Origin of the sequence: Phyllobacterium sp. SL163, from assembly GCF_049896885.1 — a bacterium.
Classification (GTDB): Bacteria; Pseudomonadota; Alphaproteobacteria; order Rhizobiales; family Rhizobiaceae; genus Phyllobacterium; species Phyllobacterium calauticae.
The window spans coordinates 386,379-412,190 of the sequence record NZ_JAFCVE010000003.1 but is presented as its reverse complement, the minus strand read 5'-3'; the positions used below and the strand labels follow the sequence as shown (position 1 = coordinate 412,190).

The window sequence follows — 25,812 nt, the reverse complement described above, 5'->3', positions numbered from 1 at the left end:
GACAAACATCGAATACAGGTTGATAGCAATGATTCATGCCGGGGGGATAATCCTATGCTGATCCCCAGGAATTCATGGCTCTACGCAGCACTTTCCTATTCATTGTGGCCCTTGTTCTATTGCGTCGGTCTCATTGGAACCTATGCGGCGTTTCAGACGCAAGCGCCGCTTCTGTGGTTCAATGTGGTGTATTTTTCGGTGGTGGCGCTCATTGCCGTCTTCGAACGGATCATGCCGTATGAGGAAACCTGGCTGAAACGCGACGGCGAAACCTTCAATGACATCGCCCATACGTTGCTGACAAAGGGCGCTGTGCAGATTGCCGCGGCCATTGGCGCATCGTTTCCCATGCTTGTGGCCATCGTCGCCCAGCCGGTGCTCAGCACGTCGGCACATATCTGGCCGAGCGCGTGGCCCTTGGCGATCCAGGTCGTCCTCGGCCTGATCATCGCCGAATTCGGGCTCTATATCGCGCACCGGCTGGCCCATGAAAAACTGGCACTCTGGCGGTTTCACGCCTTGCATCACAGTGTCGAGCGTTTGTGGGTGGTCAACACGGGCCGCTTCCATGTGATCGATTCGCTGTTCAAGATCGCGCTCAGCCAGATACCGCTCTACCTGCTCGGCGCACCGCTGCCGGTGTTCCTGTGGATCAGCGCCGTGACCGCGTTTACCGGGCTTTTGACCCATTGCAATGTCGACGTGCGCACCGGACCGCTTGACTGGATTCTCAGCACGCCACGGTTGCATCGCTGGCACCACTCCAAGGAATTGTCGGAAGGCAACACCAATTACGGGGAGAATCTGGTGCTGTGGGATCAGATTCTGGGGACCTATTTCAATCCGCCACGGCCATCGCCTGTCGATATCGGCATCAGCGGCAAGGTGGCCAAGAGCTTTCTTGGCCAGCTGGCGCAACCCTTTTCGTCCAAGGGGGTCCGGCAGATTCTCGGTTATGCCCCGAAGAAGAGCGATGAGGCCGGAGCGTCATCGGTCGCGGCGAAAGTACCCGTCGGCGACAAGGATTGAGGCAGCAATCGCGCATTCAACCGCGCTGGCCGTGGATGGTCATGTTGAACTGCACGACATTCGAATAGATCGGCGTGCCGACATCCATGCCGTATCTGGAGCGCATCACCTTGCCTTCGACATGAAAGACGATGGCGTTGCGGTCATGGGTGGCAAGGCTGGCCTGGAAACTGGCCGGGCTGCTCTTGCCGCGGGCGGTCAATATTCCGTCGATTGTCGCGGTGTTGGGGCTGGTCTGGGTGATATGCGTTGACTTGAAGGTGACGGTTGGAAAGTTCTGCGCGTCGAACACCGCGTCGGAACGCAGGAAATTTTCGATCCGCGACTGGCCGGTGTTGACGCTTTCGGGAAACAGCGTGAACTCAATGCTCGATCGGCTGATATCGCCATTGTTCAGGGAAAACACGCCCGAGAACTTCTTGAAGTCGCCCGATATGCCCCCGCCGCCGATTTGTTCGACGACGAAGCCGATGCGGGACGATGCATCGATCTTGTAACGGCCTGCCACATCGGCGAGCGTGTCGGCATTTGCCTGTGCAGGCGCTATGGCGAGCAGAAGTGGTATGACGGCCTTGAGAACGGCGCTGATGCAAGCCCGGGCGATTTTCATGATCGAGTATCCTTGTTTGCAATGCGCAGGGGATCGGCACGCGGCCGAACGGAAGCCAGGCGGCGCGCGCCGAGCATGCGCAGGAGGACAATGTCCTTTTTCCAGAAGTGATGGTGCAGGGCTGCCAGAATGTGCGCGGCTGCAACAATGGCGGAGAGATAGGCAAGCCAGGCGTGACTTGCTGTCCAGAATGCTTCGGCCTGATCCGAGATTGTCAGAGGCAAGGGCGGTATCACCAGCAGATTGAAGGCATAGGTCGGTATCTGCAAAGGCGAACTGGAGGCGAGCGCCCATCCGGTCAACGGAATGACAAAGAGGGCGACGTAGAGGAACGCGTGCGCCACATGCGCCGCGGCCCGCTCGATCCGGCTCATGCTGTCGGGCGCACGCGGTCGCGGATTTGCCATCCGCCAGAGAAGCCGCACGCCCGAGAGCAGCAGAATGAGAAAGCCCAGGGATTTGTGCCACTGGAAAAGGCTGAACTGCAAGGCATAATTGCCGGTGCGGACCATCAGATAGCCCAGCAGAATCTGTCCAAGAAAAATGGCGGCAATGATCCAATGGAAGAGGATCGTCACCACGCCATAGGATTCCGCATCATTTCGCAGCATCGGTACACTCCATCGCACAAGCAGCCCCTTCGGGAGGGGCTACCCTGATGTGGAATGAACACCGCAGCGGTGAAGATTATTCGGCCCGCCGATTCTTTTGTTCGGCGGCGCGGATTATCCGGCTTTTGTGCTCAGAAACCGCTGCGCCGCATACAGCGAGATGGCTGCGGCATTCGAAACATTGAGCGATTTGATCGCGCCGGGCATGTCGAGACGGGCGAGGTGGGTTACCGTCTCACGGGTCTTCTGCCGCAATCCCTTGCCTTCGGCGCCCAGAACCAGCGCGATGCGGTCATGCGCCATGGTTTTTTCGAGTTCAAGCGGGCCTTCCGAATCAAGACCGATGGTGGCAAAGCCGAGCTCGTGCAGTTCGTGGATGGCGTCGGCGAGGTTGCGCACCTCGATATGCGGAATGAGTTCAAGCGCGCCCGATGCGGCCTTGGCCAGGACGCCCGATTCCTGCGGGCTGTGGCGGGCGGTGGTCACGATGGCACCGGCACCGAAGGCAACAGCGGACCGCATGATTGCGCCGACATTGTGCGGATCGGTGACCTGGTCGAGAATCAGCAGGAGCTGGCTGTCTTTCAAAGCCTTCAGCGACTGGGTCTTCAGCGGCTTGACTTCGATCATGACGCCCTGATGCACGGCTTCGGAGCCGGTTTCCCGATCAATCGCGCGCGGATCGACAATATCGACATCGAAGGGCAGGGCGGACGAATCAGCGATCTCCAGCCGGTCGAGGGCATTCTTCGTCACCAGCATGCGCTTGATCTGGCGCTGGGGGTTGTCCAGCGCGGCGCGCACCGTATGCAGGCCATACAGGCGCACGAGCCCTTCGGGCGCCTGTGTGCCTTCCGCAGCGGGCCTAGTCGCGCGCTGGGCCTGCGGCGGCCCTCCGGCCTTCTTGTCGCGAAACTGGCGGCGCAGCGTGGCGTAGTGGGAATCTTTGGGTGTACGGGATGGTTTTTCTTCGCTCATGCCGCAACCTATAACCCTTCATGCCGCCCGGCGATATATGCTTCTTGGCGAAAATGCAGATGCTCCCGCTTTGATCGCCGCGGCCGTGCCGGCGAACGGCCCGGGACAATGATTTTCACAGGACCCGTCATTTTCTTCCGCAGACTGTTGACACCACGAAAGCTAGTCGGCATAAGGCCACCCGCAAGCCGCCGCTGGAAAACAAATCCGGCAGCTGGTTTTGCAGAGTGCCTGATGGCGCGGTTCTATCGGTAGTGACCGGAGGAGTGCCCGAGTGGTTAAAGGGGACGGACTGTAAATCCGTTAGCTTGGCTTACGTTGGTTCGAATCCAACCTCCTCCACCACTGCCGGAACCGAGCGCCTGATGCACAAGCCAAAACCGGAACTGGTTTTGGTATGGCTTGTGCGCCGTTTAAAATGTTACGGTGGTTCCAGTGCGTTTTGCATGCACGGCACTGTAATATGTGCGGGTATAGCTCAGTGGTAGAGCAGCAGCCTTCCAAGCTGAATATGCGGGTTCGATTCCCGCTACCCGCTCCAGATTTGCAAGAGCACCGCGTGCACGCGTGAGCGCGCAGAGGTGCTCTTCGATTTTTGTCTTGAGCATTGCACGCCGCTCATGTGTCCCCATATGAACGAGCATGAACAAGACGAAACCAATCCGATCCGGTTGATCAGACCGGGCGGGCGACTGAGCTGACGGACGGCTTGCTGTCTCGTCTGAGCTACAAACATGGTACCGGCCCTAGACCGGTTGTGATGACGAGAGAACGACAGCTATGGCTAAGAGCAAGTTTGAACGTAACAAGCCGCACGTCAACATCGGCACGATTGGTCACGTTGACCATGGCAAGACATCGTTGACGGCAGCGATTACGAAGTATTTCGGAGAGTTCAAGGCGTACGACCAGATCGACGCGGCACCGGAAGAAAAGGCGCGCGGCATCACCATTTCGACGGCGCACGTCGAGTACGAGACGGCAGCGCGCCACTACGCGCACGTCGATTGCCCCGGCCACGCCGACTATGTGAAGAACATGATCACCGGTGCGGCGCAGATGGACGGCGCGATCCTGGTTGTATCGGCAGCCGACGGCCCGATGCCGCAGACGCGCGAGCACATCCTGCTGGCCCGTCAGGTTGGCGTTCCGGCGATCGTGGTTTTCCTGAACAAGGTCGACCAGGTTGACGATGCCGAGCTTCTGGAACTGGTTGAACTGGAAGTGCGCGAGCTTCTGTCGAAGTACGACTTCCCGGGCGACGATGTGCCGATCGTCAAGGGTTCGGCGCTGGCCGCACTGGAAGATTCCAACAAGGAAATCGGCGAAGACGCGGTGCGCGCGCTGATGGCGGAAGTCGACAAGTACATCCCGACGCCGGAGCGTCCGGTTGACCAGCCGTTCCTGATGCCGATCGAAGACGTGTTCTCGATCTCGGGTCGTGGTACGGTTGTGACGGGCCGCGTTGAACGCGGTATCGTCAAGGTTGGTGAAGAAGTTGAAATCATCGGCATCAAGCCGACGACGAAGACGACGGTGACCGGCGTTGAAATGTTCCGCAAGCTGCTCGACCAGGGCCAGGCCGGCGACAACATCGGCGCGCTGATCCGCGGCGTTGGCCGTGAAGACGTCGAGCGCGGCCAGATCCTTGCCAAGCCAGGTTCGGTCAAGCCGCACACGAAGTTCAAGGCAGAAGCCTACATCCTGACGAAGGACGAAGGTGGCCGTCATACGCCATTCTTCTCCAACTACCGTCCGCAGTTCTACTTCCGCACGACCGACGTGACGGGTGTGGTGACGCTGCCGGAAGGCACGGAAATGGTCATGCCCGGCGACAACATCTCGGTTGATGTGACGCTGATCGTGCCGATCGCAATGGAAGAGAAGCTGCGCTTCGCTATCCGTGAAGGTGGCCGCACGGTTGGCGCAGGGATTGTTGCTTCGATCATCGAGTGATCGAAGCAATCCCGTTGCGACCAACCGCACTAAAAGTTGCGAGGCAAAGCCTCGCGGCAGGTGCAGGCATCGTCGCTTCGATCATCGAGTAATTGTCGCAAGACAAGTTGAATACGGAAAAGGCGGCCAGTGGCCGCCTTTTTTGTTTGCCTGCAGTATTGCCTGATGAAATCAGACGGATTTCGGTTTGCCGTAGGTGCGATGGTAAGCGGCAACGAGTTCGAACAGGCGATCGAAGTCGATCGACAGGACCCGGCCATCGATGTAGATGCCCTTCGGCATGCGGAACAGCGATGCCCGGACGATCCTCGATTTGATGCCCCGGCCGAGCTGATCCACCTGATGGGGATCGATACCCAGCACGATTGTCTGTTCGCGGTTGTCATTCCATGACGCCACGTCGTTGATGTTCTTCCAGGGAATGGTCTCGTCGGCCAGGCGCCTGTCGCACAGGCCTTCCGGCGAGATGGTGATCGCATCGCGGGTCTTGAGCAGCCGCCAGACCAGGCGGCCCGTCAGAAGCGGGAAAACCACGGAACCGGCACAGGCGATGTACTCGATCAGGTTTTCCGGCTCACTGCCGAGCAATTCATAGATAACGACCCCGATTGAATAGAATGACAGCATGCTCGTCATGGCAATATGCTGCAATGGTTTCGAGAACGAGGATTTGATTTTGATCGTTTGGCGCGCGTCCATTTTGATCTCTTTCGCCAATCCCCGTGACCGCCGGTCGATGCCGGCCCGGTCGCGGGAAGGGACAGGTTAAATTCACGAAAATGTGATGACGTAAATGGATGACGTGAGCATGACAATCCTATGACGCGTCAATTCACACTTTATTGCAATTGTATACTTATCGAGAGCTTGCGCTTCAACACGCTGCTGCCGTGGGCAATGCGCCCCTGCGGCGAAAGGGCAGGTGCTTTCTGTTTACCCTTCCGAACCCTTCGGCTATCCTTGCGACAACAGAGCATATTCGGCTCCAAGGATACCGCAGCGATCCGGCAGCGGGCAATTGGTAGTTATCGGGATTGACATGTTTGGTTATCGTTTGGCCGGATGCAGCGTTCTTTCAGGCATGGCTGCCTGTGTTCTCCTGGCATTGTTGCTCCAACTGGCGCTTGTCGCGCCCGTTCTGGCGGGAAAGAAGCAGGCCGGCGCACCCGTCCTGCAGTCCATGCGCTTTGCCATTGTCCGCAGCGCGGTGCCCAGTTGCGAGCCCGCCTGTCCGGAATGGATATGGGCCTCCGGCACCATATTGGACGACACGCCGGCCAAGCTGCGCAAAATTCTGAAGGTCATGGGCAAACGGCGCCTGCCGATCATCATGGAATCGAATGGCGGCAACGTGGACGCCGCCATGCAGGTTGGCCGCATGATCCGTAAACGTGGCCTCGACATTGCCATTGGCAGGACCCGCTTTGAAGGATGCAGCCCCGACCAGAAGTGCAAGCCCGACCGTTATGCCGATGGGGCCTATGCCGGGTTTCCCTATCCGGCGGGCGCCTATTGCCTCTCCGCCTGTCCCTATATTTTTGCAGCGGGCGAAAGGCGTCTTGTCGGCCCCTGGGCCCTGATCGGCGTACACCAGATCACGCAAGTCTATACCCAGACGCGCGTCACCTATGAGACGCGCTACCGGATGGTGAACGGCAAGAAGAAGATACTTGATACCAAGATCGTCGGGCGCAAGCCTGCCGGCTCCTATGAACGCACCGATCTGAGCAAGGGATATCGCCAGAAACTGCTCGCCTATTTCACCGGCATGGGCATCAATCCGGCCATCGTCGACCGGATGCTCTCCATTCCAGCCAAGGATATCTCGGTTCTGACGCAGGATGAACTGGATGCGTTCAAGCTCGTGTCGGGAACGGGGGATGTCAGCGACCTTGCGGCCACGCGCATCTGTGAGCAAGAGCCCAAGGCGGTAAACTGTGTTGAACTCAAATCTGCCGGTTCCAAGATTGTTTCGAGAATGGACTGATATTTCTGACACCCCATTGATAGCGAAGCCGTTCCGCTTATAGATGGGCAGGGGAATGGCTTGTGGGGAAGAGCATGGCGTTGACGAAAGTTGCGTTCGATGATTGCCGGTTGCGCTGCCACGATGGCTTTTCCCGCTTATTGATTGTTCTTAGCCTTGCTTTTGCTCTGTTTGCAGGTTTGACAACGGCGCTGCTTGCTGCGGATGCCGAACGGCCCGCATTGCCCGGCCCGGGCTCGACCAGCCAGCCATATGTTCCACCACCGCTCGGCCTTGCCTCGGGACCGGCAACAACAGTGCAACCGATCCTGCGCGATGCTGACCTAACCGGCCCGTCCTATGCCCCTCCGGGGCAATCCGCGCCCAGCACCGGCCCCTTCTGCGATATGTCATGCCCGGCCTGGACGCCGGATCGCGCATCCATTTGCAATCCGACGAAGAATTGTGTGGCGGGTGTGCCCGCCTATGCTCCGCTTTTTTCGCCGCAAGCGGGAAATATCCCCAGACCAGACCCGATCCAACCACGACCAGACACGTATCAGTCGAATCTTCTCGTGGCTGATAGTCCTATGGTGTTTGCGATTGTGCGCGCCGACGTGGAGGTTTGCAGACCGAATTGCCCGGAATGGATCGCGGCTACGGGGACGATCAAGCCGGATACGCCGGCAAAGCTGCGGAAAATCCTGAACCAGGCCGGCAAGCGGCGGCTGCCGCTTGTGATCGACTCGAGGGGAGGTGCCGTGAATGCCGCCATCGAGATGGGGCGGATCATCCGCAAGCGCGGCCTGGACGTTGCCATCGGCAAGACGATGTATTTGGGATGCACGCCAGGCCCGAAGAGCTGCAAACCCGATTTTGCCGATGGGGCTTATGCCGGTTATGCTTTTCCGGGCGGTGGGATTTGTCTGTCCGCCTGTCCGTTTTTTGCCGCGGGCGGCTTAAAGCGATTGGCCGGATATGAGGCGCGGGTCGGGATTCACCAGATCACCACCACGGTCACAAATCTCATGATTACCTATCAGACGCGCTACAGGATCGTGAACGGCAAAAAGAAAATCATTGATCGAAAAGTTGTCAGCCGGAAACCTACCGGGACGTATGAAACCACGGAGGTGCGTAAAGGCTATCGCAAGCAACTCGTTGCCTATTTCGTGGAAATGGGCGTCAAACCCAGCATCGTCGACCGGATGCTTGCCGTTTCCGCCAGCGATATCTACATATTGCAGTATAATGAGTTGTCGGACTTCAAATTTGCGACGGACGAGGGTGATTCTCGTGCATTCACTGCCGGCAGGATTTGCAACCGTGATCCAAAGCCCGGCAACTGTGTGGAACTGAAGCCTGTTCCACCGAAAGCCTGAGAAAAGGCAGCGGCTTTCATCTCTGCCGGCGCGGGAAAACCGTCAAATCTGCGCGTCACGCGACGAATTTCTCATAAAGCGGCGCGCGGCGGGAATAGGGGCTTGAAAAGCGCGGCGCTTTGTGGAATGTACGCCCCGGACTGTAGGGGAGTAGCTCAGTTGGTAGAGCGGCGGTCTCCAAAACCGTAGGTCGCAGGTTCGAATCCTGTCTCCCCTGCCACTCATAGTCTGCCCGCACACGATTGGATGGTGTGCTGACAGATGTTTGGAAAGAAACGAAACCGGGGACTTGTGTTTTACCGGAATCGGTTCTATGTAACATCAACAGACACGCGGTGCGTGGAGCTGAACGATCAGCTTTACGGGCCGTAATGGTGTGAACAAAGCGTGTTGTTACCATGACAACATATTGAGTTTACAACAACATGACACGCACGAGCGGTAAATGGCATCCAAGACAAACCCGATAAGTTTTTTTCAGCAAGTGCGCGCGGAAACGGCAAAGGTCACCTGGCCTTCACGCCGTGAGACGCTCATTTCCACCGCTATGGTGATGGTGATGGCGTTTTTTGCTGCGATTTTCTTCTTCGCAGCTGATCAGTTGATGGCCTTCGGGATTGATCTCGTTCTCGGTCTTGGTCGTTAACGCAGGCTGACAAGGAAATTTGAATGACCGCGCGCTGGTATATCGTTCACGCCTATTCGAACTTTGAAAAGAAGGTCGCCGAGTCGATCGAAGAAAAGGCGAGGCAGAAGGGTCTGTCGCATCTTTTCGAGAAGATCCTCGTGCCGACTGAAAAGGTGGTTGAAGTGCGCCGCGGCCGCAAGGTTGATGCTGAGCGCAAGTTCTTCCCGGGTTATGTCCTTGTTCGTGCCGATCTGACGGATGATGCGTATCATCTGATTAAGAACACGCCGAAAGTGACGGGGTTCCTTGGTTCGGACAACAAGCCGGTTGCGATTTCCGACAAGGAAGCTGATCGGATCCTGATGCAGGTTCAGGAGGGTGTCGAGCGTCCGAAGGCTTCGATCTCGTTCGAGATCGGCGAAAGCGTTCGTGTTGCCGACGGTCCGTTTGCTTCGTTCAACGGTGTCGTTCAGGAAGTCGACGAAGAGCGTTCGCGCCTCAAGGTGGAAGTTTCGATTTTCGGCCGCGCTACGCCGGTCGATCTGGAATTTGGCCAGGTCGAAAAGATCTGATCAATCGGCCGCCCGACGGGTGGCCAGCCACGTCAGTGGCGAATGGTGGGAGGTGAGGTGACCTTTAGCCGGGTCTTCAATCCGTACCACCAAACTGCAACCGCCGGTTTTCCGGCATAATGATAAGGCAGAGAAGTTATGGCTAAGAAAATTGCAGGCCAGCTCAAGCTGCAGGTTTCGGCAGGATCGGCAACACCGTCTCCTCCCATCGGACCGGCACTTGGTCAGCGTGGCATCAACATCATGGAATTCTGCAAGGCTTTCAATGCGGCCACGCAGGAACTGGAAAAGGGTTCGCCCATTCCGGTCGTGATCACATACTATCAGGACAAGTCCTTCACTTTTGTGATGAAGACGCCGCCGGTGTCTTACTTCCTCAAGAAGGCTGCAAACCTGAAGTCCGGTTCCAAGGAACCAGGCAAGGTGGTTGCTGGCAAGATCTCGCGCGACAAGGTCCGTGAAATCGCGCAGGCGAAGATGAAAGACCTGAACGCAGCGGATGTTGAATCCGCCATGCGCATGGTCGAAGGTTCTGCCCGTTCGATGGGCCTGGAAGTGGTGGGCTGAGACGATGGCAAAAGTATCAAAGCGTGTAGCCAAGGTTCGTGAAGGCGTCGACCGCGAGAAGCTCTATGATCTGACTTCGGCTGTTGCCATGGTCAAGGAACGTGCCATTGCCAAGTTCGACGAGACGATCGAAGTATCGATGAACCTCGGCGTTGATCCCCGCCATGCGGATCAGATGGTTCGCGGCGTTGTCAATCTGCCAAACGGCACAGGCCGTACGGTTCGCGTTGCCGTTTTCGCTCGCGGCGACAAGGCTGAAGAAGCCAAGAAGGCCGGTGCTGACATTGTTGGCGCGGAAGATCTGTTCGAGATCGTCAATGGCGGCAAGATCGATTTCGATCGCTGCATTGCCACTCCGGACATGATGCCGCTCGTCGGTCGTCTCGGTAAGGTTCTCGGCCCGCGCGGCATGATGCCGAACCCGAAGGTCGGCACCGTAACGACGGATGTTACGGCGGCGGTCAAGGCTTCCAAGGGCGGCGCTGTCGAGTTCCGCGTCGAGAAGGCTGGTATCGTTCACGCCGGCGTCGGCAAGGCATCGTTCGATGTCAAGGCGCTGGAAGAAAACATCAAGGCATTCACCGATGCCGTCACCAAGGCAAAGCCGGCAGGCGCCAAGGGTGAATATGTCAAGCGCGTCGCGATTTCTTCGACGATGGGCGTTGGCGTCAAGGTTGATCCGTCGACTGTACGCCCTGCGTAACAGCTGATGTGAAAACTCGGGCCTAACGGCTTGAGTTCTAAAGAATTCCAGGCCTTTCGGGGCCTGGATAACCGGATGAAAGTCCGGTTATCCTGTCCGAGATTGCAGGTGGCTCGCCTTAATTGTCATGAGCCTGCATGAGACGTGGAACAGCTTTGTTAGGGTGGAAAAATCCACCGAGACAAGGTTCGAACCGTAGTTGCCTTTCGCTTGCAGCCGGATTTCCGGCGAAGCAGGGGGGACAGGATCCTCAAGTGTTGTTTGGTTTCGGTTTTCGGATTGAAGCCTTGCAACAAAAGGCAACCCGGCAGGGACGCACCGTGCGTTTCTGCCAAATGGAGAGAGACAGTGGAAAAAGCGGAAAAGCGCGAATTTGTCACTTGGCTGAACGGCGTCTTCAAGGACTCCGGTTCAGTTGTCGTGGCCCACTATACCGGTCTCACCGTTGCGCAGCTGAGCGATCTTCGCTCCAAGATGCGTGATGCTGGTGGCACCGTTAAAGTCGCGAAGAACCGCCTTGCCAAGATCGCTCTTCAGGGCACGGAATCGGAAGGCATTTCTGACCTGTTCACAGGTCAGACACTTGTTGCCTATTCGAATGATCCGATTACGGCACCAAAGATCGCCATCGAATTTGCCAAGGGTAACGAGAAGCTCGTCATCCTCGGTGGCTCGATGGGAGCAACAACTCTCGACGCTGATGGCGTGAAGGCTCTTGCCGCACTGCCATCACTCGACGAGTTGCGTGCAAAGCTGGTTGGTATGATCCAGACACCAGCAACGCGCATCGCTCAGATCGTAAACGCACCGGCAGGTCAGCTTGCCCGCGTTTTCGGCGCCTATGCCCGGAAGGACGAAGCGGCATAAGGCCGTTCTCGCTGTCAATATATCGAACCTTGTAAAGGAAAACCAAAATGACTGATCTCGCAAAGATCGTAGACGACCTGTCCAACCTGACTGTTCTGGAAGCTGCTGAACTTTCCAAGCTTCTTGAAGAGAAGTGGGGCGTTTCTGCTGCTGCTCCTGTTGCTGTTGCTGCTGCCGCTGGCGGCGGTGCAGCTGCTGCAGCCGTTGAAGAAAAGACTGAATTCGACGTCGTTCTGACCGATGCCGGCGCTAACAAGATCAACGTGATCAAGGAAGTCCGCGCAATCACCGGTCTCGGCCTCAAGGAAGCCAAGGACCTCGTTGAAGCTGCTCCCAAGCCAGTCAAGGAAGCTGCTACCAAGGACGAAGCTGACAAGATCAAGGCACAGCTCGAAGCAGCTGGCGCCAAGGTTGAACTCAAGTAAGTCCAACATTTTTGGCGGGCAGGGCGACAAGCCCTGTCCGCTGATCTGCCCTTTTTGGGCAACCCGGTACTGAACCCTTTTCCTGACGGCAATTCCGATGCTTTCAGGAAACGGGTTTTGTCCCGTTCACGGGGCCGCAAAAGCGGTTTTAAGAAACATGCCAGTTTCCGCTGGCGCAAAGACGAGGAGCGACGATGGCTCAGACCCATACTTTTAACGGTCGTAGGCGCGTACGCAAGTTTTTCGGTAAGATCCCTGAAGTCGCAGAGATGCCGAACCTCATCGAGGTTCAGAAGGCTTCCTACGATCAGTTCCTCATGGTTGAGGAGCCGAAAGGCGGGCGTCTTGATGAAGGTCTGCAGGCTGTGTTCAAGTCTGTGTTCCCGATCCAGGATTTCTCCGGCGCTTCCATGCTTGAATTCGTCAAGTATGAATTTGAAGCTCCAAAATTCGACGTTGACGAATGCCGTCAGCGCGATCTGACCTATGCTGCACCGCTGAAAGTCACGCTGCGCCTGATCGTGTTCGATATTGACGAGGATACGGGCGCCAAGTCGATCAAGGACATCAAGGAACAGGACGTTTACATGGGCGACATGCCGCTCATGACCGATAACGGCACGTTCATCGTCAACGGTACCGAGCGCGTCATCGTTTCGCAGATGCACCGTTCGCCGGGCGTTTTCTTCGATCACGACAAGGGCAAGACCCATTCGTCGGGCAAGCTGCTGTTTGCTGCGCGCGTCATTCCTTACCGCGGTTCCTGGCTTGACATCGAGTTCGATGCCAAGGACGTGGTCTATGCGCGTATCGACCGCCGCCGCAAGATTCCTGCGACATCGCTTTTGATGGCGCTGGGCATGGACAGCGAAGAAATCCTGTCGACGTTCTACAATTCGCTGATGTTCAGCCGTGACGGCGACACCTGGCGCATTCCGTTCTCCGTCGATCGTTTCCGCGGTTTCAAGGCGACAACCGACGTTATCGATGCCGATACCGGTGAAGTCATTCTCGAGTCCGGCAAGAAGCTGACAGCCCGCGCTGCCAAGCAGCTTGCTGAAAAGGGCCTGAAGTTCATCAAGGCAACGGAAGACGACCTGTTCGGCATGTATCTTGCCGAAGACATCGTCAACATGGAAACCGGTGAAGTCTATCTCGAAGCCGGTGATGAGCTGGACGAGAAGACCCTCAAGGTTCTGCTCGACACGGGTGTAGCAGAGATCAACGTTCTCGATATCGACCATGTCAATATCGGACCGTATATCCGCAACACGCTGGCCGTCGACAAGAACGAGAGCCGTCAGGACGCCCTGTTCGACATCTACCGCGTCATGCGTCCCGGTGAGCCGCCGACAATCGACTCGGCTGAAGCCATGTTCAAGTCGCTGTTCTTCGATAGCGAGCGTTATGATCTCTCGGCTGTCGGCCGCGTGAAGATGAACATGCGTCTGGACCTGAATGCGGAAGACACTGTCCGCATCCTGCGCAAGGAAGATATCCTTGCTGTGGTCAAGATGCTGGTCGATCTGCGCGACGGTCGCGGCGAAATCGACGACATCGACAATCTCGGCAACCGCCGCGTGCGTTCGGTCGGCGAATTGATGGAAAACCAGTACCGCGTTGGCCTGCTCCGCATGGAGCGCGCCATCAAGGAACGCATGTCGTCCATCGAAATCGACACCGTGATGCCGCAGGACCTGATCAATGCGAAGCCGGCAGCCGCTGCTGTTCGCGAATTCTTCGGTTCTTCGCAGCTGTCGCAGTTCATGGATCAGACCAACCCGCTTTCGGAAATCACCCACAAGCGCCGTCTTTCGGCACTTGGACCTGGTGGTCTGACCCGCGAGCGTGCCGGCTTCGAAGTCCGCGACGTGCATCCGACGCATTACGGTCGTATCTGCCCGATTGAAACGCCGGAAGGCCCGAACATCGGTCTGATCAACTCGCTCGCAACCTTTGCCCGGGTCAACAAGTACGGCTTCATCGAAAGCCCGTACCGCCGGATCGTTGACGGCAAGGTGACGGACGACGTCGTCTATCTCTCGGCGATGGAAGAAGCCAAGTATCACGTGGCGCAGGCCAATGTGGAACTCGACGCTTCCGGCGCCTTCACGGACGAATTCGTTGTCTGCCGTCATGCGGGTGAAGTTCTGATGGCTCCGCGTGAAAACGTGGATCTGATGGACGTGTCGCCGAAGCAGCTCGTATCGGTTGCCGCAGCGCTCATTCCGTTCCTGGAAAACGACGACGCCAACCGCGCTCTGATGGGCTCGAACATGCAGCGTCAGGCCGTACCTCTGGTTCGCGCCGAGGCACCGTTCGTCGGTACCGGCATGGAGCCGATCGTTGCCCGTGACTCCGGCGCCGCCATCGGTGCACGCCGCACAGGTATCGTCGATCAGGTCGATGCAACGCGTATTGTTATCCGTGCGACGGAAGATCTCGTACCGGGCAAATCAGGCGTCGATATCTACCGCCTGATGAAGTTCCAGCGTTCGAACCAGAACACCTGCATCAATCAGCGTCCGCTGGTTCGTGTTGGCGACCGGATCGAAAAGGGCGACATCATTGCCGACGGTCCTTCGACGGACCTGGGCGATCTGGCGCTCGGCCGCAACGTGCTTGTCGCGTTCATGCCCTGGAATGGCTACAACTACGAAGATTCCATCCTTCTGTCTGAAAAGATCGTTTCGGATGACGTCTTCACCTCGATCCATATCGAGGAATTCGAAGTCATGGCCCGCGATACGAAGCTTGGACCGGAAGAAATCACGCGCGACATTCCGAACGTTTCGGAAGAAGCCCTGAAGAACCTGGACGAAGCCGGTATCGTTTACATCGGTGCGGAAGTTCAGCCTGGCGACATTCTCGTCGGCAAGATCACGCCGAAGGGCGAAAGCCCGATGACGCCGGAAGAGAAGCTTCTGCGCGCCATCTTCGGTGAAAAGGCTTCCGATGTCCGTGACACCTCGATGCGCATGCCGCCCGGGACTTACGGTACTGTTGTGGAAGTTCGCGTTTTCAACCGCCACGGCGTTGAAAAGGACGAACGTGCCATGGCGATCGAACGCGAGGAAATCGAGCGTTTGGCCAAGGACCGCGACGACGAACAGGCTATTCTTGACCGCAACGTCTATGGCCGTCTGGCTGACGTTCTCAATGGCAAGCCTGCCGTTGCCGGACCGAAGTCGTTCAAGAAGGGCACTGTTGTCACGACGGAAGTCATGGGTGAACACCCGCGTTCCCAGTGGTGGCAGTTCGCTGTCGAGGACGAGAAGCTTCAGGGCGAAATCGAAGCTCTGCGCAACCAGTACGATGACTCCAAGAAGCTGCTCGAACAGCGCTTCATGGACAAGGTCGAAAAGGTACAGCGCGGCGACGAGATGCCTCCAGGCGTCATGAAGATGGTCAAGGTCTTTGTTGCTGTGAAGCGCAAGATCCAGCCAGGCGACAAGATGGCCGGCCGTCACGGCAACAAGGGTGTTGTCTCGCGTATTGCCGCCGTTGAAGATATGCCGTTCCTCGAAGACGGAACGCATGTCGACATCGTGCTCAATCCGCTTGGCGTGCCAAGCCGCATGAACGTTGGCCAGATTCTGGAAACGCATCTGGGCTGGGCCTGCGCCGGAATGGGCAAGAAGATCGGTGATCTGATCGAAGCCTACAAGGCGCAGTATGCAGCCAGTGGACAGGGCGATATCCAGCCGCTGCGGGCGACGATCGAGTCGATCATCCCCGACAACGACCGGAACGAGCCAGTCCGCAACTATGACGACGAGAGCATCGTGCGTCTTGGTGAGCAGATGAAGCGCGGCGTGTCGATTGCAACGCCGGTGTTTGACGGTGCGCATGAGCCAGACATCAACGTGATGCTGGAGCAGGCGGGTCTGAAGGCTTCCGGTCAGTCGACGCTCTATGACGGACGTACGGGTGAAACTTTCGATCGTCAGGTGACTGTCGGCTACATTTACATGCTGAAGCTGCACCACCTGGTCGACGACAAGATCCACGCCCGTTCGATCGGACCATACTCACTCGTCACGCAGCAGCCCCTGGGCGGCAAGGCCCAGTTCGGCGGTCAGCGTTTCGGTGAAATGGAGGTCTGGGCCCTGGAAGCATACGGTGCGGCCTACACGCTGCAGGAAATGCTCACGGTCAAGTCCGATGACGTCGCCGGCCGTACCAAGGTCTACGAAGCGATCGTCCGCGGTGACGATACGTTCGAGGCCGGTATTCCGGAGAGCTTCAACGTTCTCGTCAAGGAAATGCGTTCGCTCGGTCTCAATGTCGAGCTGGACGATACACGCCAGCAAGAGCAGCAGGCTTTGCCTGACGCGGCAGAGTAAAAAAGTTAGGGTGCGCGGTTTGCCGCGCACCCGACCATTTTGTTTCGAGCCGCTGCAGAAGCGGCATTTGATCTAGATGGACCCGCGACGGCGGATCATTCCATCGCAAGCAGAGGGCAATTTTTGCCCCATGGAGAAACGGCATGAACCAAGAGGTCATGAATCTTTTCAATCCTCAGGTGCCTGTACAGGCATTCGATTCCATCCGGATTTCGATTGCCAGCCCTGAGAAGATTCTGTCCTGGTCATACGGTGAGATCAAGAAGCCGGAGACGATCAACTACCGCACATTCAAGCCTGAGCGGGATGGTCTCTTCTGTGCTCGGATCTTCGGGCCGATCAAGGACTATGAATGCTTGTGCGGCAAGTACAAGCGTATGAAATACAAGGGCATCATCTGCGAAAAGTGCGGCGTGGAAGTAACGCTGTCGCGCGTTCGCCGTGAGCGCATGGGCCATATCGAACTCGCAGCCCCGGTTGCGCACATCTGGTTCCTGAAGTCTCTGCCAAGCCGTATCGGCACTTTGCTCGACATGACCCTCAAGGGCATCGAGCGCGTTCTCTATTTCGAGAACTACATCGTGACCGAGCCCGGCCTGACATCCCTGAAAGAGCATCAGCTGCTTTCAGAGGAAGAATACATGATCGCTGTCGATGAGTTCGGTGAAGATTCCTTCACGGCACTGATCGGCGCGGAAGCTATCCATGAGCTTCTGGCTTCCATGGATCTGGAGAAGATTGCCGGCGATCTGCGTGAAGAGCTGGCGACAACGACTTCGGATCTGAAGCAGAAGAAGCTGATGAAGCGTCTGAAGATCGTCGAAAACTTCCTGGAATCGGGTAACCGTCCGGAATGGATGATCATGAAGATCGTTCCGGTCATTCCGCCGGACCTGCGCCCGCTTGTTCCGCTGGATGGCGGCCGCTTTGCGACGTCCGATCTCAACGACCTCTATCGTCGTGTGATCAACCGCAACAACCGTCTGAAGCGCCTGATCGAACTGCGCGCACCTGGCATCATCATCCGCAACGAGAAGCGCATGCTTCAGGAATCGGTTGATGCACTGTTCGACAACGGCCGTCGCGGCCGCGTCATCACGGGTGCCAACAAGCGTCCGCTGAAGTCGCTGTCCGACATGCTCAAGGGCAAGCAGGGCCGCTTCCGTCAGAACCTGCTCGGCAAGCGCGTAGACTATTCCGGCCGTTCGGTCATCGTGACCGGTCCGGAACTGAAGCTGCACCAGTGCGGTCTGCCGAAGAAGATGGCGCTCGAACTGTTCAAGCCCTTCATCTATGCCCGTCTCGACGCCAAGGGTTACTCCTCGACCGTCAAGCAGGCGAAGAAGCTGGTTGAAAAGGAAAAGCCGGAAGTCTGGGACATCCTTGACGAAGTCATCCGCGAGCATCCGGTTCTCCTGAACCGTGCGCCGACGCTGCACCGTCTTGGCATCCAGGCATTCGAACCCACCCTGATCGAAGGCAAGGCAATCCAGCTGCATCCGCTCGTCTGTACCGCTTTCAACGCGGACTTCGACGGTGACCAGATGGCTGTTCACGTTCCGCTTTCTCTGGAAGCGCAGCTTGAAGCCCGCGTTCTGATGATGTCGACGAACAACATCCTGCACCCTGCAAACGGTCTGCCGGTTATCGTTCCGTCGCAGGACATGGTTCTGGGCCTGTACTATCTGTCGATCGTGGCGGCCAAAGAGCCGGGCGAAGGCATGGCCTTTGCCGATATGGGCGAGCTTCACCATGCTATCGGCAGCGGTGCTGTCACCCTTCACACCAAGATCAAGGGCCGCTTCAAGAGCATTGATGCGGACGGCAAGCCGACATCGAAGATCTACGAGACCACGCCTGGTCGCATGATCATCGGTGAGCTGCTGCCGAAGCACCACAATGTGCCTTTCGACATCTGCAACCAGGAAATGACCAAGAAGAACATCTCCAAGATGATCGACACGGTCTATCGCCATTGCGGACAGAAAGAGACGGTCATTTTCTGCGATCGTATCATGCAGCTCGGCTTCTCCCATGCCTGCCGTGCCGGTATTTCCTTCGGCAAGGACGACATGGTCATTCCGGAAACCAAGGCGAAGCTCGTTGCCGAGACCGAAGCTTTGGCGACCGAATACGAACAGCAGTACAATGACGGCCTGATCACTCAGGGCGAGAAGTACAACAAGGTCGTCGACGCCTGGGGCAAGTGCACCGAGAAGGTCGCCGACGAAATGATGGCCCGCATTAAGGCTGTCGAGTTCGATCCTGTCACTGGCCGCCAGAAGCAGATGAACTCGATCTACATGATGTCGCACTCGGGTGCTCGTGGTTCGCCGAACCAGATGCGCCAGCTGGGCGGCATGCGCGGACTGATGGCCAAGCCTTCGGGCGAAATCATCGAAACGCCGATCATTTCGAACTTCAAGGAAGGCCTGACCGTGAACGAGTACTTCAACTCGACCCACGGTGCCCGTAAGGGTCTTGCTGATACCGCCTTGAAGACGGCCAACTCCGGTTACCTGACACGCCGTCTCGTCGACGTCGCGCAGGATTGCATCGTTATCTCGGTGGATTGCGGCACGACAACGGGCCTCACCATGCAGCCGATCGTTGATGCCGGTCAGGTCGTTGCGACCATTGGCCAGCGTGTTCTCGGCCGTACGGCGCTCGAAGACATCCTGCATCCGCTGACGGGAGACGTTCTGGTTACCGGCGGCAACATCATTGACGAGTTCGATATCGATGCCATCGAAAAGGCGGGCGTCCAGTCCATCCGCATCCGTTCGGCTCTCACCTGTGAGACCCGTGGCGGCATCTGCGCCAAGTGCTACGGCCGCGATCTGGCCCGTGGTACGCCGGTCAATCAGGGTGAAGCTGTCGGCGTTATCGCCGCTCAGTCGATCGGTGAGCCTGGCACGCAGCTGACGATGCGTACGTTCCACCTTGGTGGTACGGCGCAGGTTGTGGATCAGTCGTTCCTCGAAGCCAGCTATGAAGGCACGGTGCAGATCCGTAACCGCAATGTGGTGCGCAACTCCGATGGCCATCTGGTTGTCATGGGCCGTAACATGGCTGTTGTCATTCTTGATGCGACAGGCAAGGAACGGGCGACACACCGCGTCACCTACGGTTCGCGCATCTATGTCGATGATGGCGATACGGTTAAGCGCGGCCAGCGTGTTGCCGAGTGGGATCCTTATACCCGCCCGGTCATGACGGAAGTCGAAGGTCATGTCGAATTCGAAGACATGGTCGACGGTCTCTCCGTTTCGGAAACGACGGACGAGTCCACCGGTATCACCAAGCGCGTGGTCATCGACTGGCGTTCGACACCGCGCGGTTCGGACCTGAAGCCTTGCATCGTTGTCAAGGACAAGGCCGGCAAGGTTCTGAAACTGGCAAAGGGCGGCGATGCTCGCTTCCAGCTGTCGGTTGAATCGATCCTGTCGGTTGAGCCCGGCTCGCACGTGAAGGCGGGTGACGTTCTTGCCCGTATCCCGATGGAAAGCGCCAAGACCAAGGACATCACCGGTGGTCTGCCGCGCGTTGCGGAACTGTTCGAAGCACGCCGTCCAAAGGACCATGCGATCATCGCCGAAATCGATGGTACGGTTCGTTTTGGCCGCGACTACAAGAACAAGCGCCGCATCGTCATCGAACCGAACGACGAGACGCTCGAGCCTGTTGAGTATCTGATCCCCAAGGGCAAGCCTTTCCATCTTCAGGATGGCGATGCGATCGAAAAGGGCGATTACATCCTCGACGGCAACCCGGCACCGCATGACATTCTGGCCATCAAGGGCGTGGAAGCACTCGCTTCATATCTCGTCAATGAAATCCAGGAAGTCTATCGTCTGCAGGGCGTTCTGATCAACGACAAGCACATCGAAGTGATTGTCCGCCAGATGCTGCAGAAGGTCGAAATCACCGAATCCGGTGACACTGGCTTCATCGCCGGTGACCATGTCGACCGGATCGAGCTGGATGAGATCAACGAACGTCTCGAGGAAGATGGCAAGAAGCCAGGTTACGGTACTCCGGTTCTCCTGGGTATCACCAAGGCTTCGCTGCAGACGCCGTCCTTCATCTCGGCTGCGTCCTTCCAGGAAACGACACGCGTCCTCACGGAAGCTGCCGTTGCCGGCAAGATGGATGCGCTGCAGGGCCTGAAGGAAAACGTCATCGTTGGCCGTCTGATCCCGGCTGGTACGGGTGGAACGGTCAAGCAGATCCGCCGCATTGCCGGTGCCCGCGACGAGCTGATCATCGACGAGCGCCGCAAGGAAAGCGGAGCCGGTGCTGCCAAGGTCGACGCCATGCTGACCGACATGACAGGCACCCCGGCCGAATAAGCCGGTTGCACACGACGACATTGAAAAGGCCGCCTTTCGGGGCGGCCTTTTTGTTTGGGCTAGAAGAATATGTCGAAACCGAGTGCCTGCAGGCTGAGCTCGATGCCCCTGTGATTGCCCGCATACCAGAGAAACAGCAGCGTCTGCAGCGGAATGCAATTGATGACGGCGTGCAGAAGAATGGGCCAGAAAATCGCACCGCTTTTCAGTCTCAGCCATCCCGCGCAAAAGGCGGCGGGAAGGGTGGCAACGAAGCTGAAAACACCCGTCTCGGCTGATATGTGCATGAACGAAAAGGCCAGACCCGTCGCGATCACGACGGCGGTACTGGAAAACCCCAATGTCAGGCCGCGTGAGAAGAGCAGCCCGCGAAAGCCGAGTTCTTCGGTTATGGGTACCGCGAGACTTTTGACAATCAGCAGCATCCAAAGGGCATTCCACGGCGGAACAGATCCCATATGGAAACCGAGATGGAATATGGCGTCGAGCGCAACGTAGATGGCACTCGGCATCAAGGGGACGATCAGGATGATCGGCAGAAACGACCAGTGAAATTTTCCGAATTTGAGAAGGTCCCGCACGCGGAAGCCGAAAACGGGAAACAGGCGCGATAAAACGCCTGCCGTCATCAATGCTTCCACTATCGCGTTGAGAAAGCCGAACATCGTCATGTATTGTGGGCTTTCGCCGTGAAGCGCGTAAACCCAGGTGTCATAGTCGATGAGCCTGACAACATGGAAAAGCAGATCCACGGTCATATAGGCAACCGACTTTGCCAGGGGGATGATGCCGATGATCACGAAAAGCGTGAGAAACCAGGCGGTCCTGCGGGATGCATTGCCTGATCGGGATTGTTGCACATCGATGCCCCCCGCAAGACCTCGTGATCCGCGAAACCTATCGATCCGACCCGCTGGCCTGCCAAAACCGGCGCAAAATTACGCTACTGACGCGCCCGAGGCTATACTCCTTTATTCCTAGGGCGGCGGCATAAAGGTTGAATGAGGGCGCAAGGCGCTATTGGTCAAACTCGATCAGCGCGGCCTGGCCGGTGAGGGCGGTCTTCCAGGCGGAGAGGTGCGGTTCTTCCTCCGGTTCGCTTGTCAGCGTGCCGATCTCCAAGAGTTCAGCCTCTTCATAGCCTTCATTGGCCAGAATCTGCAGGGCGGTTTCAACCAGCCCGTCGGCATCGTCGTTCATCAGGAGAACATGCACCTGCAGCGGCTCTTCCTCGCCTTTCTTCCAGACGTCGGCAACGATGAGATGGACCGGCTTTGAGTCGGCAGGGGCAGTGGACATGTTAATGATTCCCGAATCTGTGTGTTACAAGCCATAAGACTAGCCAAAATGGCCGCAGGCGTCTCGCCAGTGCCACAAATCTCTGTGCACGGTGCGAAAGATTGCTTGAATTCGTGCTCTTTAGGCGAAACAATCTTACCATCAGGCCGCAAAGCGCCCCAAAACGCTCCAAACCTTAATAAAATTTGGTGTTCAGGCTTGACGTGGAGCAGGGGACAAAGTATCAGCAGCACATCTGAGCCGATGTGAGATTGGCTGTTTCGGAGCGACACGCTCTGGAGTTCATCTCAAACAGGGTTCGTTTTACGATCGAAATGCAATTTGCCGCTCGCATGAAGCTCTTAAGGCTTCCTCTGCTTTTATTCGGGCAACCACCCTCGCGGTGGTTTAGTTGCCCGAATTCGTGCATGAGCATGGCGCTGAAACGGCCCTGACGGGCGAAGATACGAGATTTGTGAAAGAGGGAAGGTTGAATGCCTACCGTAAACCAGTTGATCCGCAAGCCGCGCACTGCGCCGGTAAAGCGCAATAAAGTTCCTGCCTTGCAGGAAAACCCGCAGAAGCGCGGCGTTTGCACCCGCGTCTATACGACGACCCCGAAGAAGCCGAACTCGGCTCTGCGTAAGGTTGCCAAGGTGCGTTTGACGAATGGCTTCGAAGTTATCGGATACATTCCGGGTGAAGGCCACAACCTTCAGGAGCACTCTGTCGTGATGATCCGCGGCGGTCGTGTCAAGGATTTGCCGGGCGTTCGTTACCACATCATCCGTGGTGTTCTCGATACGCAGGGCGTCAAGAACCGTAAGCAGCGCCGTTCCAAGTACGGTGCAAAGCGTCCGAAGTAAGATTTTCCGGGACTTTGGCCACCAGGTAGGTCAACCCGATGCAGATAAGAGACAAAAAGTATGTCCAGACGCCATAGTGCAGAAAAGCGTGAGATCAACCCGGATCCAAAGTTCGGCGATCTCGTTCTGACGAAGTTCATGAATGCAGTCATGCATCATGGCAAGAAGTCGATCGCTGAGCGTATCGTTTACGGTGCGCTTGAGTCGGTTGAAGCCAAGAGCAAGCAGGAGCCGGTTGCCCTGTTCCATCAGGCCCTCGACAATGTTGCGCCGCACGTTGAAGTGCGCTCGCGCCGTGTTGGTGGTGCAACATACCAGGTTCCGGTCGATGTTCGTCCAGAGCGTCGTCAGGCTCTTGCCATCCGTTGGCTGATCAATGCTGCTCGCGGTCGCAATGAGACCACGATGATTGATCGCCTGTCCGGTGAACTCCTGGATGCGGCAAACAACCGTGGCTCGGCTGTGAAGAAGCGTGAAGACACGCATCGCATGGCAGAAGCCAACCGCGCATTCTCGCATTACCGCTGGTAATCGTCGAAACCCTATTCTTGAAGGCACCATATCATGGCCCGCGAATATAAAATCGAAGACTACCGTAATTTCGGTATTATGGCGCACATCGACGCCGGCAAGACCACGACCACCGAGCGTATTCTTTATTACACCGGCAAGTCGCACAAAATCGGTGAAGTCCATGATGGCGCTGCAACCATGGATTGGATGGAGCAGGAGCAGGAGCGTGGCATCACGATCACGTCCGCTGCAACCACCACCTACTGGACAGGCCGCGATGGCAAGAAGCGTCGCTTCAACATCATCGACACGCCAGGTCACGTCGACTTCACGATTGAAGTCGAGCGCTCGCTGCGCGTTCTCGACGGTGCGATCGCGCTGCTCGATGCCAATGCCGGCGTGGAGCCGCAGACGGAAACCGTTTGGCGTCAGGCTGAGAAGTATCATGTTCCGCGCATGATCTTCGTCAACAAGATGGACAAGACCGGCGCCGATTTCGATCGCTGCGTTGAAATGGTCAAGACCCGTCTTGGTGCCAAGGCTGTTGTCATGCAGCTGCCGATCGGTGCAGAGACAGAATTCAAGGGCGTCGTCGATCTGATCGAAATGAAGGCTCTGGTCTGGCGCGATGAGCAGCTGGGTGCGCAGTGGGATGTCGTTGAGATCCCTGCTGATCTGCAAGCCAAGGCTGAAGAATACCGCGAAAAGCTGATCGAAGCTGCCGTTGAAGTCGATGAAGCTGCGATGGAAGCGTATCTGGAAGGCAACATGCCTGACAATGACGCTCTGCGCGCTCTGATCCGCACCGGCACCTGCCGTGTTGAATTCCATCCGGTATTCTGCGGTTCGGCCTTCAAGAACAAGGGCGTACAGCCTCTGCTTGATGGTGTTGTTGAATACCTGCCTTCGCCGGTTGACGTTCCTTCGATCAAGGGTATCGACCCGAAGACCGATGGCGAGACAACCCGCAAGTCTTCGGATGAAGAGCCTCTGTCGATGCTCGCATTCAAGATCATGAACGATCCGTTCGTTGGTTCGCTGACTTTCTGCCGCATCTATTCCGGCAAGCTGACCAAGGGTGTTTCGCTCGACAACACAGTCAAGAACAAGCGCGAACGTATCGGCCGTATGCTGCAGATGCATTCCAACTCGCGTGAAGACATTGAAGAAGCGTTTGCCGGCGACATCGTTGCTCTGGCAGGCCTGAAAGAAACAACGACAGGTGACACGCTCTGCGATCCGCTGAAGCCAGTTATCCTGGAACGCATGGAATTCCCCGATCCGGTTATCGAAATCGCGATCGAGCCGAAGACCAAGGCCGACCAGGAAAAGATGGGCATTGCGCTGAACCGTCTTGCTGCTGAAGATCCTTCATTCCGCGTCAAGTCGGATGAAGAGTCGGGTCAGACAATCATCGCCGGCATGGGCGAACTTCATCTCGACATTCTCGTTGACCGTATGCGTCGCGAGTTCAAGGTCGAGGCGAATGTTGGTCAGCCGCAGGTTGCCTACCGCGAATCGATCACACGCAAGAAGGAACAGGACTACACCCACAAGAAGCAGTCGGGTGGTTCGGGTCAGTTCGCTCGCGTCAAGATCATCTTCGAACCCCACGATGGCGACGATTTCATCTTCGAATCGAAGATCGTCGGCGGCTCTGTACCGAAGGAATACATTCCGGGCGTTCAGAAGGGTATTGAAAGCGTCATGGGTGCGGGTCCGCTCGCAGGCTTCCCGATGCTCGGCGTGAAAGCCACGCTGATCGACGGCGCCTACCATGATGTCGACTCGTCGGTTCTGGCATTCGAAATCGCAGGCCGTGCGGCATTCCGCGAAGCTGCCCGCGAAGCTGGTGCCCAGCTGCTCGAGCCGATCATGAAGGTCGAAGTTGTAACGCCTGAAGATTATGTCGGTGACGTAATCGGCGATCTGAATTCACGTCGTGGTCAGATTTCGGGTACCGAAGCCCGTGGCATTGCTACGGTCGTCAATGCAAACGTGCCGCTGGCCAACATGTTTGGTTATGTGAACACGCTGCGTTCGATGAGCCAGGGTCGTGCACAGTACACGATGCAGTTTGATCACTACGAACCTGTTCCGACAGCAGTCGCACAGGAAATTCAGAAGAAGTTTGCGTAACCCTGACGGTTGCGCGTGACAGTT

21 protein-coding genes and 3 tRNA genes are annotated in these 25,812 nt (G+C 57.1%); 18 read left to right on the top strand and 6 right to left on the bottom strand.

From position 1 onward, the window contains the following. The first annotated feature begins 54 nt into the window (after positions 1-54). Positions 55-1,029 (top strand): sterol desaturase family protein, encoded by a 975-nt coding sequence (locus ACP7B1_RS08890; RefSeq protein ID WP_346306731.1) that lies wholly within the window; start codon positions 55-57, stop codon positions 1,027-1,029. A gap of 16 nt (positions 1,030-1,045) precedes the next feature. On the opposite strand, the gene ACP7B1_RS08885 is transcribed toward ACP7B1_RS08890, so the two are convergent. The 3 genes from ACP7B1_RS08885 to rlmB form a co-directional block, all read right to left on the bottom strand. Continuing rightward, positions 1,046-1,639, bottom strand: a complete 594-nt coding sequence (locus tag ACP7B1_RS08885; RefSeq protein ID WP_346306730.1) for a YceI family protein — start codon at positions 1,637-1,639, stop codon at positions 1,046-1,048. Further along, entirely contained in the window at positions 1,636-2,250 is a 615-nt protein-coding gene (locus ACP7B1_RS08880) for a cytochrome b (protein WP_346306729.1), read from the bottom strand. The genes ACP7B1_RS08885 and ACP7B1_RS08880 overlap by 4 nt, the downstream gene beginning before the upstream one ends. A gap of 114 nt (positions 2,251-2,364) precedes the next feature. After that, a complete protein-coding gene (rlmB, locus tag ACP7B1_RS08875; protein ID WP_346306728.1) occupies positions 2,365-3,228 on the bottom strand; it encodes a 23S rRNA (guanosine(2251)-2'-O)-methyltransferase RlmB in 864 nt (287 codons plus the stop codon). Positions 3,229-3,488: 260 nt separating this feature from the next. On the opposite strand from rlmB, the gene ACP7B1_RS08870 reads away from it, so the two are divergent. The 3 genes from ACP7B1_RS08870 to tuf all read left to right on the top strand — a co-directional run bounded on the left by ACP7B1_RS08870 (position 3,489) and on the right by tuf (position 5,184). Then, a tRNA-Tyr gene (locus ACP7B1_RS08870) sits at positions 3,489-3,573 on the top strand. A 122-nt stretch (positions 3,574-3,695) separates the two neighbouring features. Further along, positions 3,696-3,769, top strand: a tRNA-Gly gene (locus ACP7B1_RS08865). A gap of 239 nt (positions 3,770-4,008) precedes the next feature. Continuing rightward, entirely contained in the window at positions 4,009-5,184 is a 1,176-nt protein-coding gene (gene tuf, locus ACP7B1_RS08860; protein ID WP_105732669.1) for an elongation factor Tu, read from the top strand. A 171-nt stretch (positions 5,185-5,355) separates the two neighbouring features. Here the strand turns inward: tuf and ACP7B1_RS08855 are convergent, their stop codons facing one another. Further along, positions 5,356-5,883, bottom strand: coding sequence for an STM3941 family protein (locus ACP7B1_RS08855; RefSeq protein WP_346306323.1), 528 nt, complete (start codon positions 5,881-5,883; stop codon positions 5,356-5,358). Positions 5,884-6,223: 340 nt separating this feature from the next. On the opposite strand from ACP7B1_RS08855, the gene ACP7B1_RS08850 reads away from it, so the two are divergent. The 11 genes from ACP7B1_RS08850 (at position 6,224) to rpoC (ending at position 20,992) form a co-directional block, all read left to right on the top strand. Continuing rightward, positions 6,224-7,171 (top strand): hypothetical protein, encoded by a 948-nt coding sequence (locus ACP7B1_RS08850; protein ID WP_346306322.1) that lies wholly within the window; start codon positions 6,224-6,226, stop codon positions 7,169-7,171. A gap of 74 nt (positions 7,172-7,245) precedes the next feature. After that, positions 7,246-8,532 carry a hypothetical protein gene (locus ACP7B1_RS08845; protein WP_346306321.1) on the top strand — a complete coding sequence of 429 codons (1,287 nt, stop codon included), beginning with the start codon at positions 7,246-7,248 and terminating at the stop codon, positions 8,530-8,532. Positions 8,533-8,676: 144 nt separating this feature from the next. After that, positions 8,677-8,752, top strand: a tRNA-Trp gene (locus tag ACP7B1_RS08840). A 225-nt stretch (positions 8,753-8,977) separates the two neighbouring features. Beyond that, positions 8,978-9,178 carry a preprotein translocase subunit SecE gene (gene secE, locus ACP7B1_RS08835; RefSeq protein WP_091886799.1) on the top strand — a complete coding sequence of 67 codons (201 nt, stop codon included), beginning with the start codon at positions 8,978-8,980 and terminating at the stop codon, positions 9,176-9,178. A 23-nt stretch (positions 9,179-9,201) separates the two neighbouring features. After that, positions 9,202-9,732 carry a transcription termination/antitermination protein NusG gene (nusG, locus tag ACP7B1_RS08830; RefSeq protein WP_223613252.1) on the top strand — a complete coding sequence of 177 codons (531 nt, stop codon included), beginning with the start codon at positions 9,202-9,204 and terminating at the stop codon, positions 9,730-9,732. A gap of 138 nt (positions 9,733-9,870) precedes the next feature. Next, complete coding sequence (rplK, locus tag ACP7B1_RS08825; RefSeq protein ID WP_105732673.1) at positions 9,871-10,299, top strand: 50S ribosomal protein L11; 429 nt, start codon at positions 9,871-9,873, stop codon at positions 10,297-10,299. Between the two features lie 4 nt (positions 10,300-10,303). Then, complete coding sequence (gene rplA, locus ACP7B1_RS08820; RefSeq protein ID WP_182552812.1) at positions 10,304-11,002, top strand: 50S ribosomal protein L1; 699 nt, start codon at positions 10,304-10,306, stop codon at positions 11,000-11,002. 348 nt (positions 11,003-11,350) lie between these two features. Then, the gene (rplJ, locus tag ACP7B1_RS08815; protein ID WP_105732675.1) at positions 11,351-11,869 is read left to right on the top strand and encodes a 50S ribosomal protein L10; all 519 of its coding nucleotides are present in this window, start codon (positions 11,351-11,353) and stop codon (positions 11,867-11,869) included. 47 nt (positions 11,870-11,916) lie between these two features. Next, entirely contained in the window at positions 11,917-12,294 is a 378-nt protein-coding gene (rplL, locus tag ACP7B1_RS08810; RefSeq protein WP_105732676.1) for a 50S ribosomal protein L7/L12, read from the top strand. A gap of 194 nt (positions 12,295-12,488) precedes the next feature. Continuing rightward, positions 12,489-16,640 carry a DNA-directed RNA polymerase subunit beta gene (rpoB, locus tag ACP7B1_RS08805; protein WP_223613255.1) on the top strand — a complete coding sequence of 1,384 codons (4,152 nt, stop codon included), beginning with the start codon at positions 12,489-12,491 and terminating at the stop codon, positions 16,638-16,640. 143 nt (positions 16,641-16,783) lie between these two features. Further along, entirely contained in the window at positions 16,784-20,992 is a 4,209-nt protein-coding gene (rpoC, locus tag ACP7B1_RS08800) for a DNA-directed RNA polymerase subunit beta' (RefSeq protein ID WP_346306319.1), read from the top strand. 59 nt (positions 20,993-21,051) lie between these two features. Here rpoC and ACP7B1_RS08795 read toward each other — a convergent pair whose 3' ends face one another. Together ACP7B1_RS08795 and ACP7B1_RS08790 are read right to left on the bottom strand one after the other, a co-directional pair. After that, complete coding sequence (locus ACP7B1_RS08795; protein ID WP_346306318.1) at positions 21,052-21,852, bottom strand: CPBP family intramembrane glutamic endopeptidase; 801 nt, start codon at positions 21,850-21,852, stop codon at positions 21,052-21,054. A gap of 157 nt (positions 21,853-22,009) precedes the next feature. After that, on the bottom strand, positions 22,010-22,291 hold the full coding sequence (locus ACP7B1_RS08790; protein ID WP_346306317.1) for a hypothetical protein: 282 nt from the start codon (positions 22,289-22,291) through the stop codon (positions 22,010-22,012). A 473-nt stretch (positions 22,292-22,764) separates the two neighbouring features. Here ACP7B1_RS08790 and rpsL point away from each other — a divergent pair, with 473 nt between their 5' ends. From rpsL to fusA, 3 genes are read left to right on the top strand one after another with little or no spacing between them, the layout of a single operon-like run. Continuing rightward, positions 22,765-23,136, top strand: coding sequence for a 30S ribosomal protein S12 (gene rpsL / locus ACP7B1_RS08785; RefSeq protein WP_008121760.1), 372 nt, complete (start codon positions 22,765-22,767; stop codon positions 23,134-23,136). Between the two features lie 60 nt (positions 23,137-23,196). Next, positions 23,197-23,667: a 30S ribosomal protein S7 gene (gene rpsG, locus ACP7B1_RS08780; RefSeq protein ID WP_105732683.1), complete on the top strand. Its 471-nt coding sequence runs from the start codon at positions 23,197-23,199 to the stop codon at positions 23,665-23,667. A gap of 33 nt (positions 23,668-23,700) precedes the next feature. After that, the gene (fusA, locus tag ACP7B1_RS08775; protein ID WP_403174869.1) at positions 23,701-25,788 is read left to right on the top strand and encodes an elongation factor G; all 2,088 of its coding nucleotides are present in this window, start codon (positions 23,701-23,703) and stop codon (positions 25,786-25,788) included. Positions 25,789-25,812 lie beyond the last annotated feature (24 nt).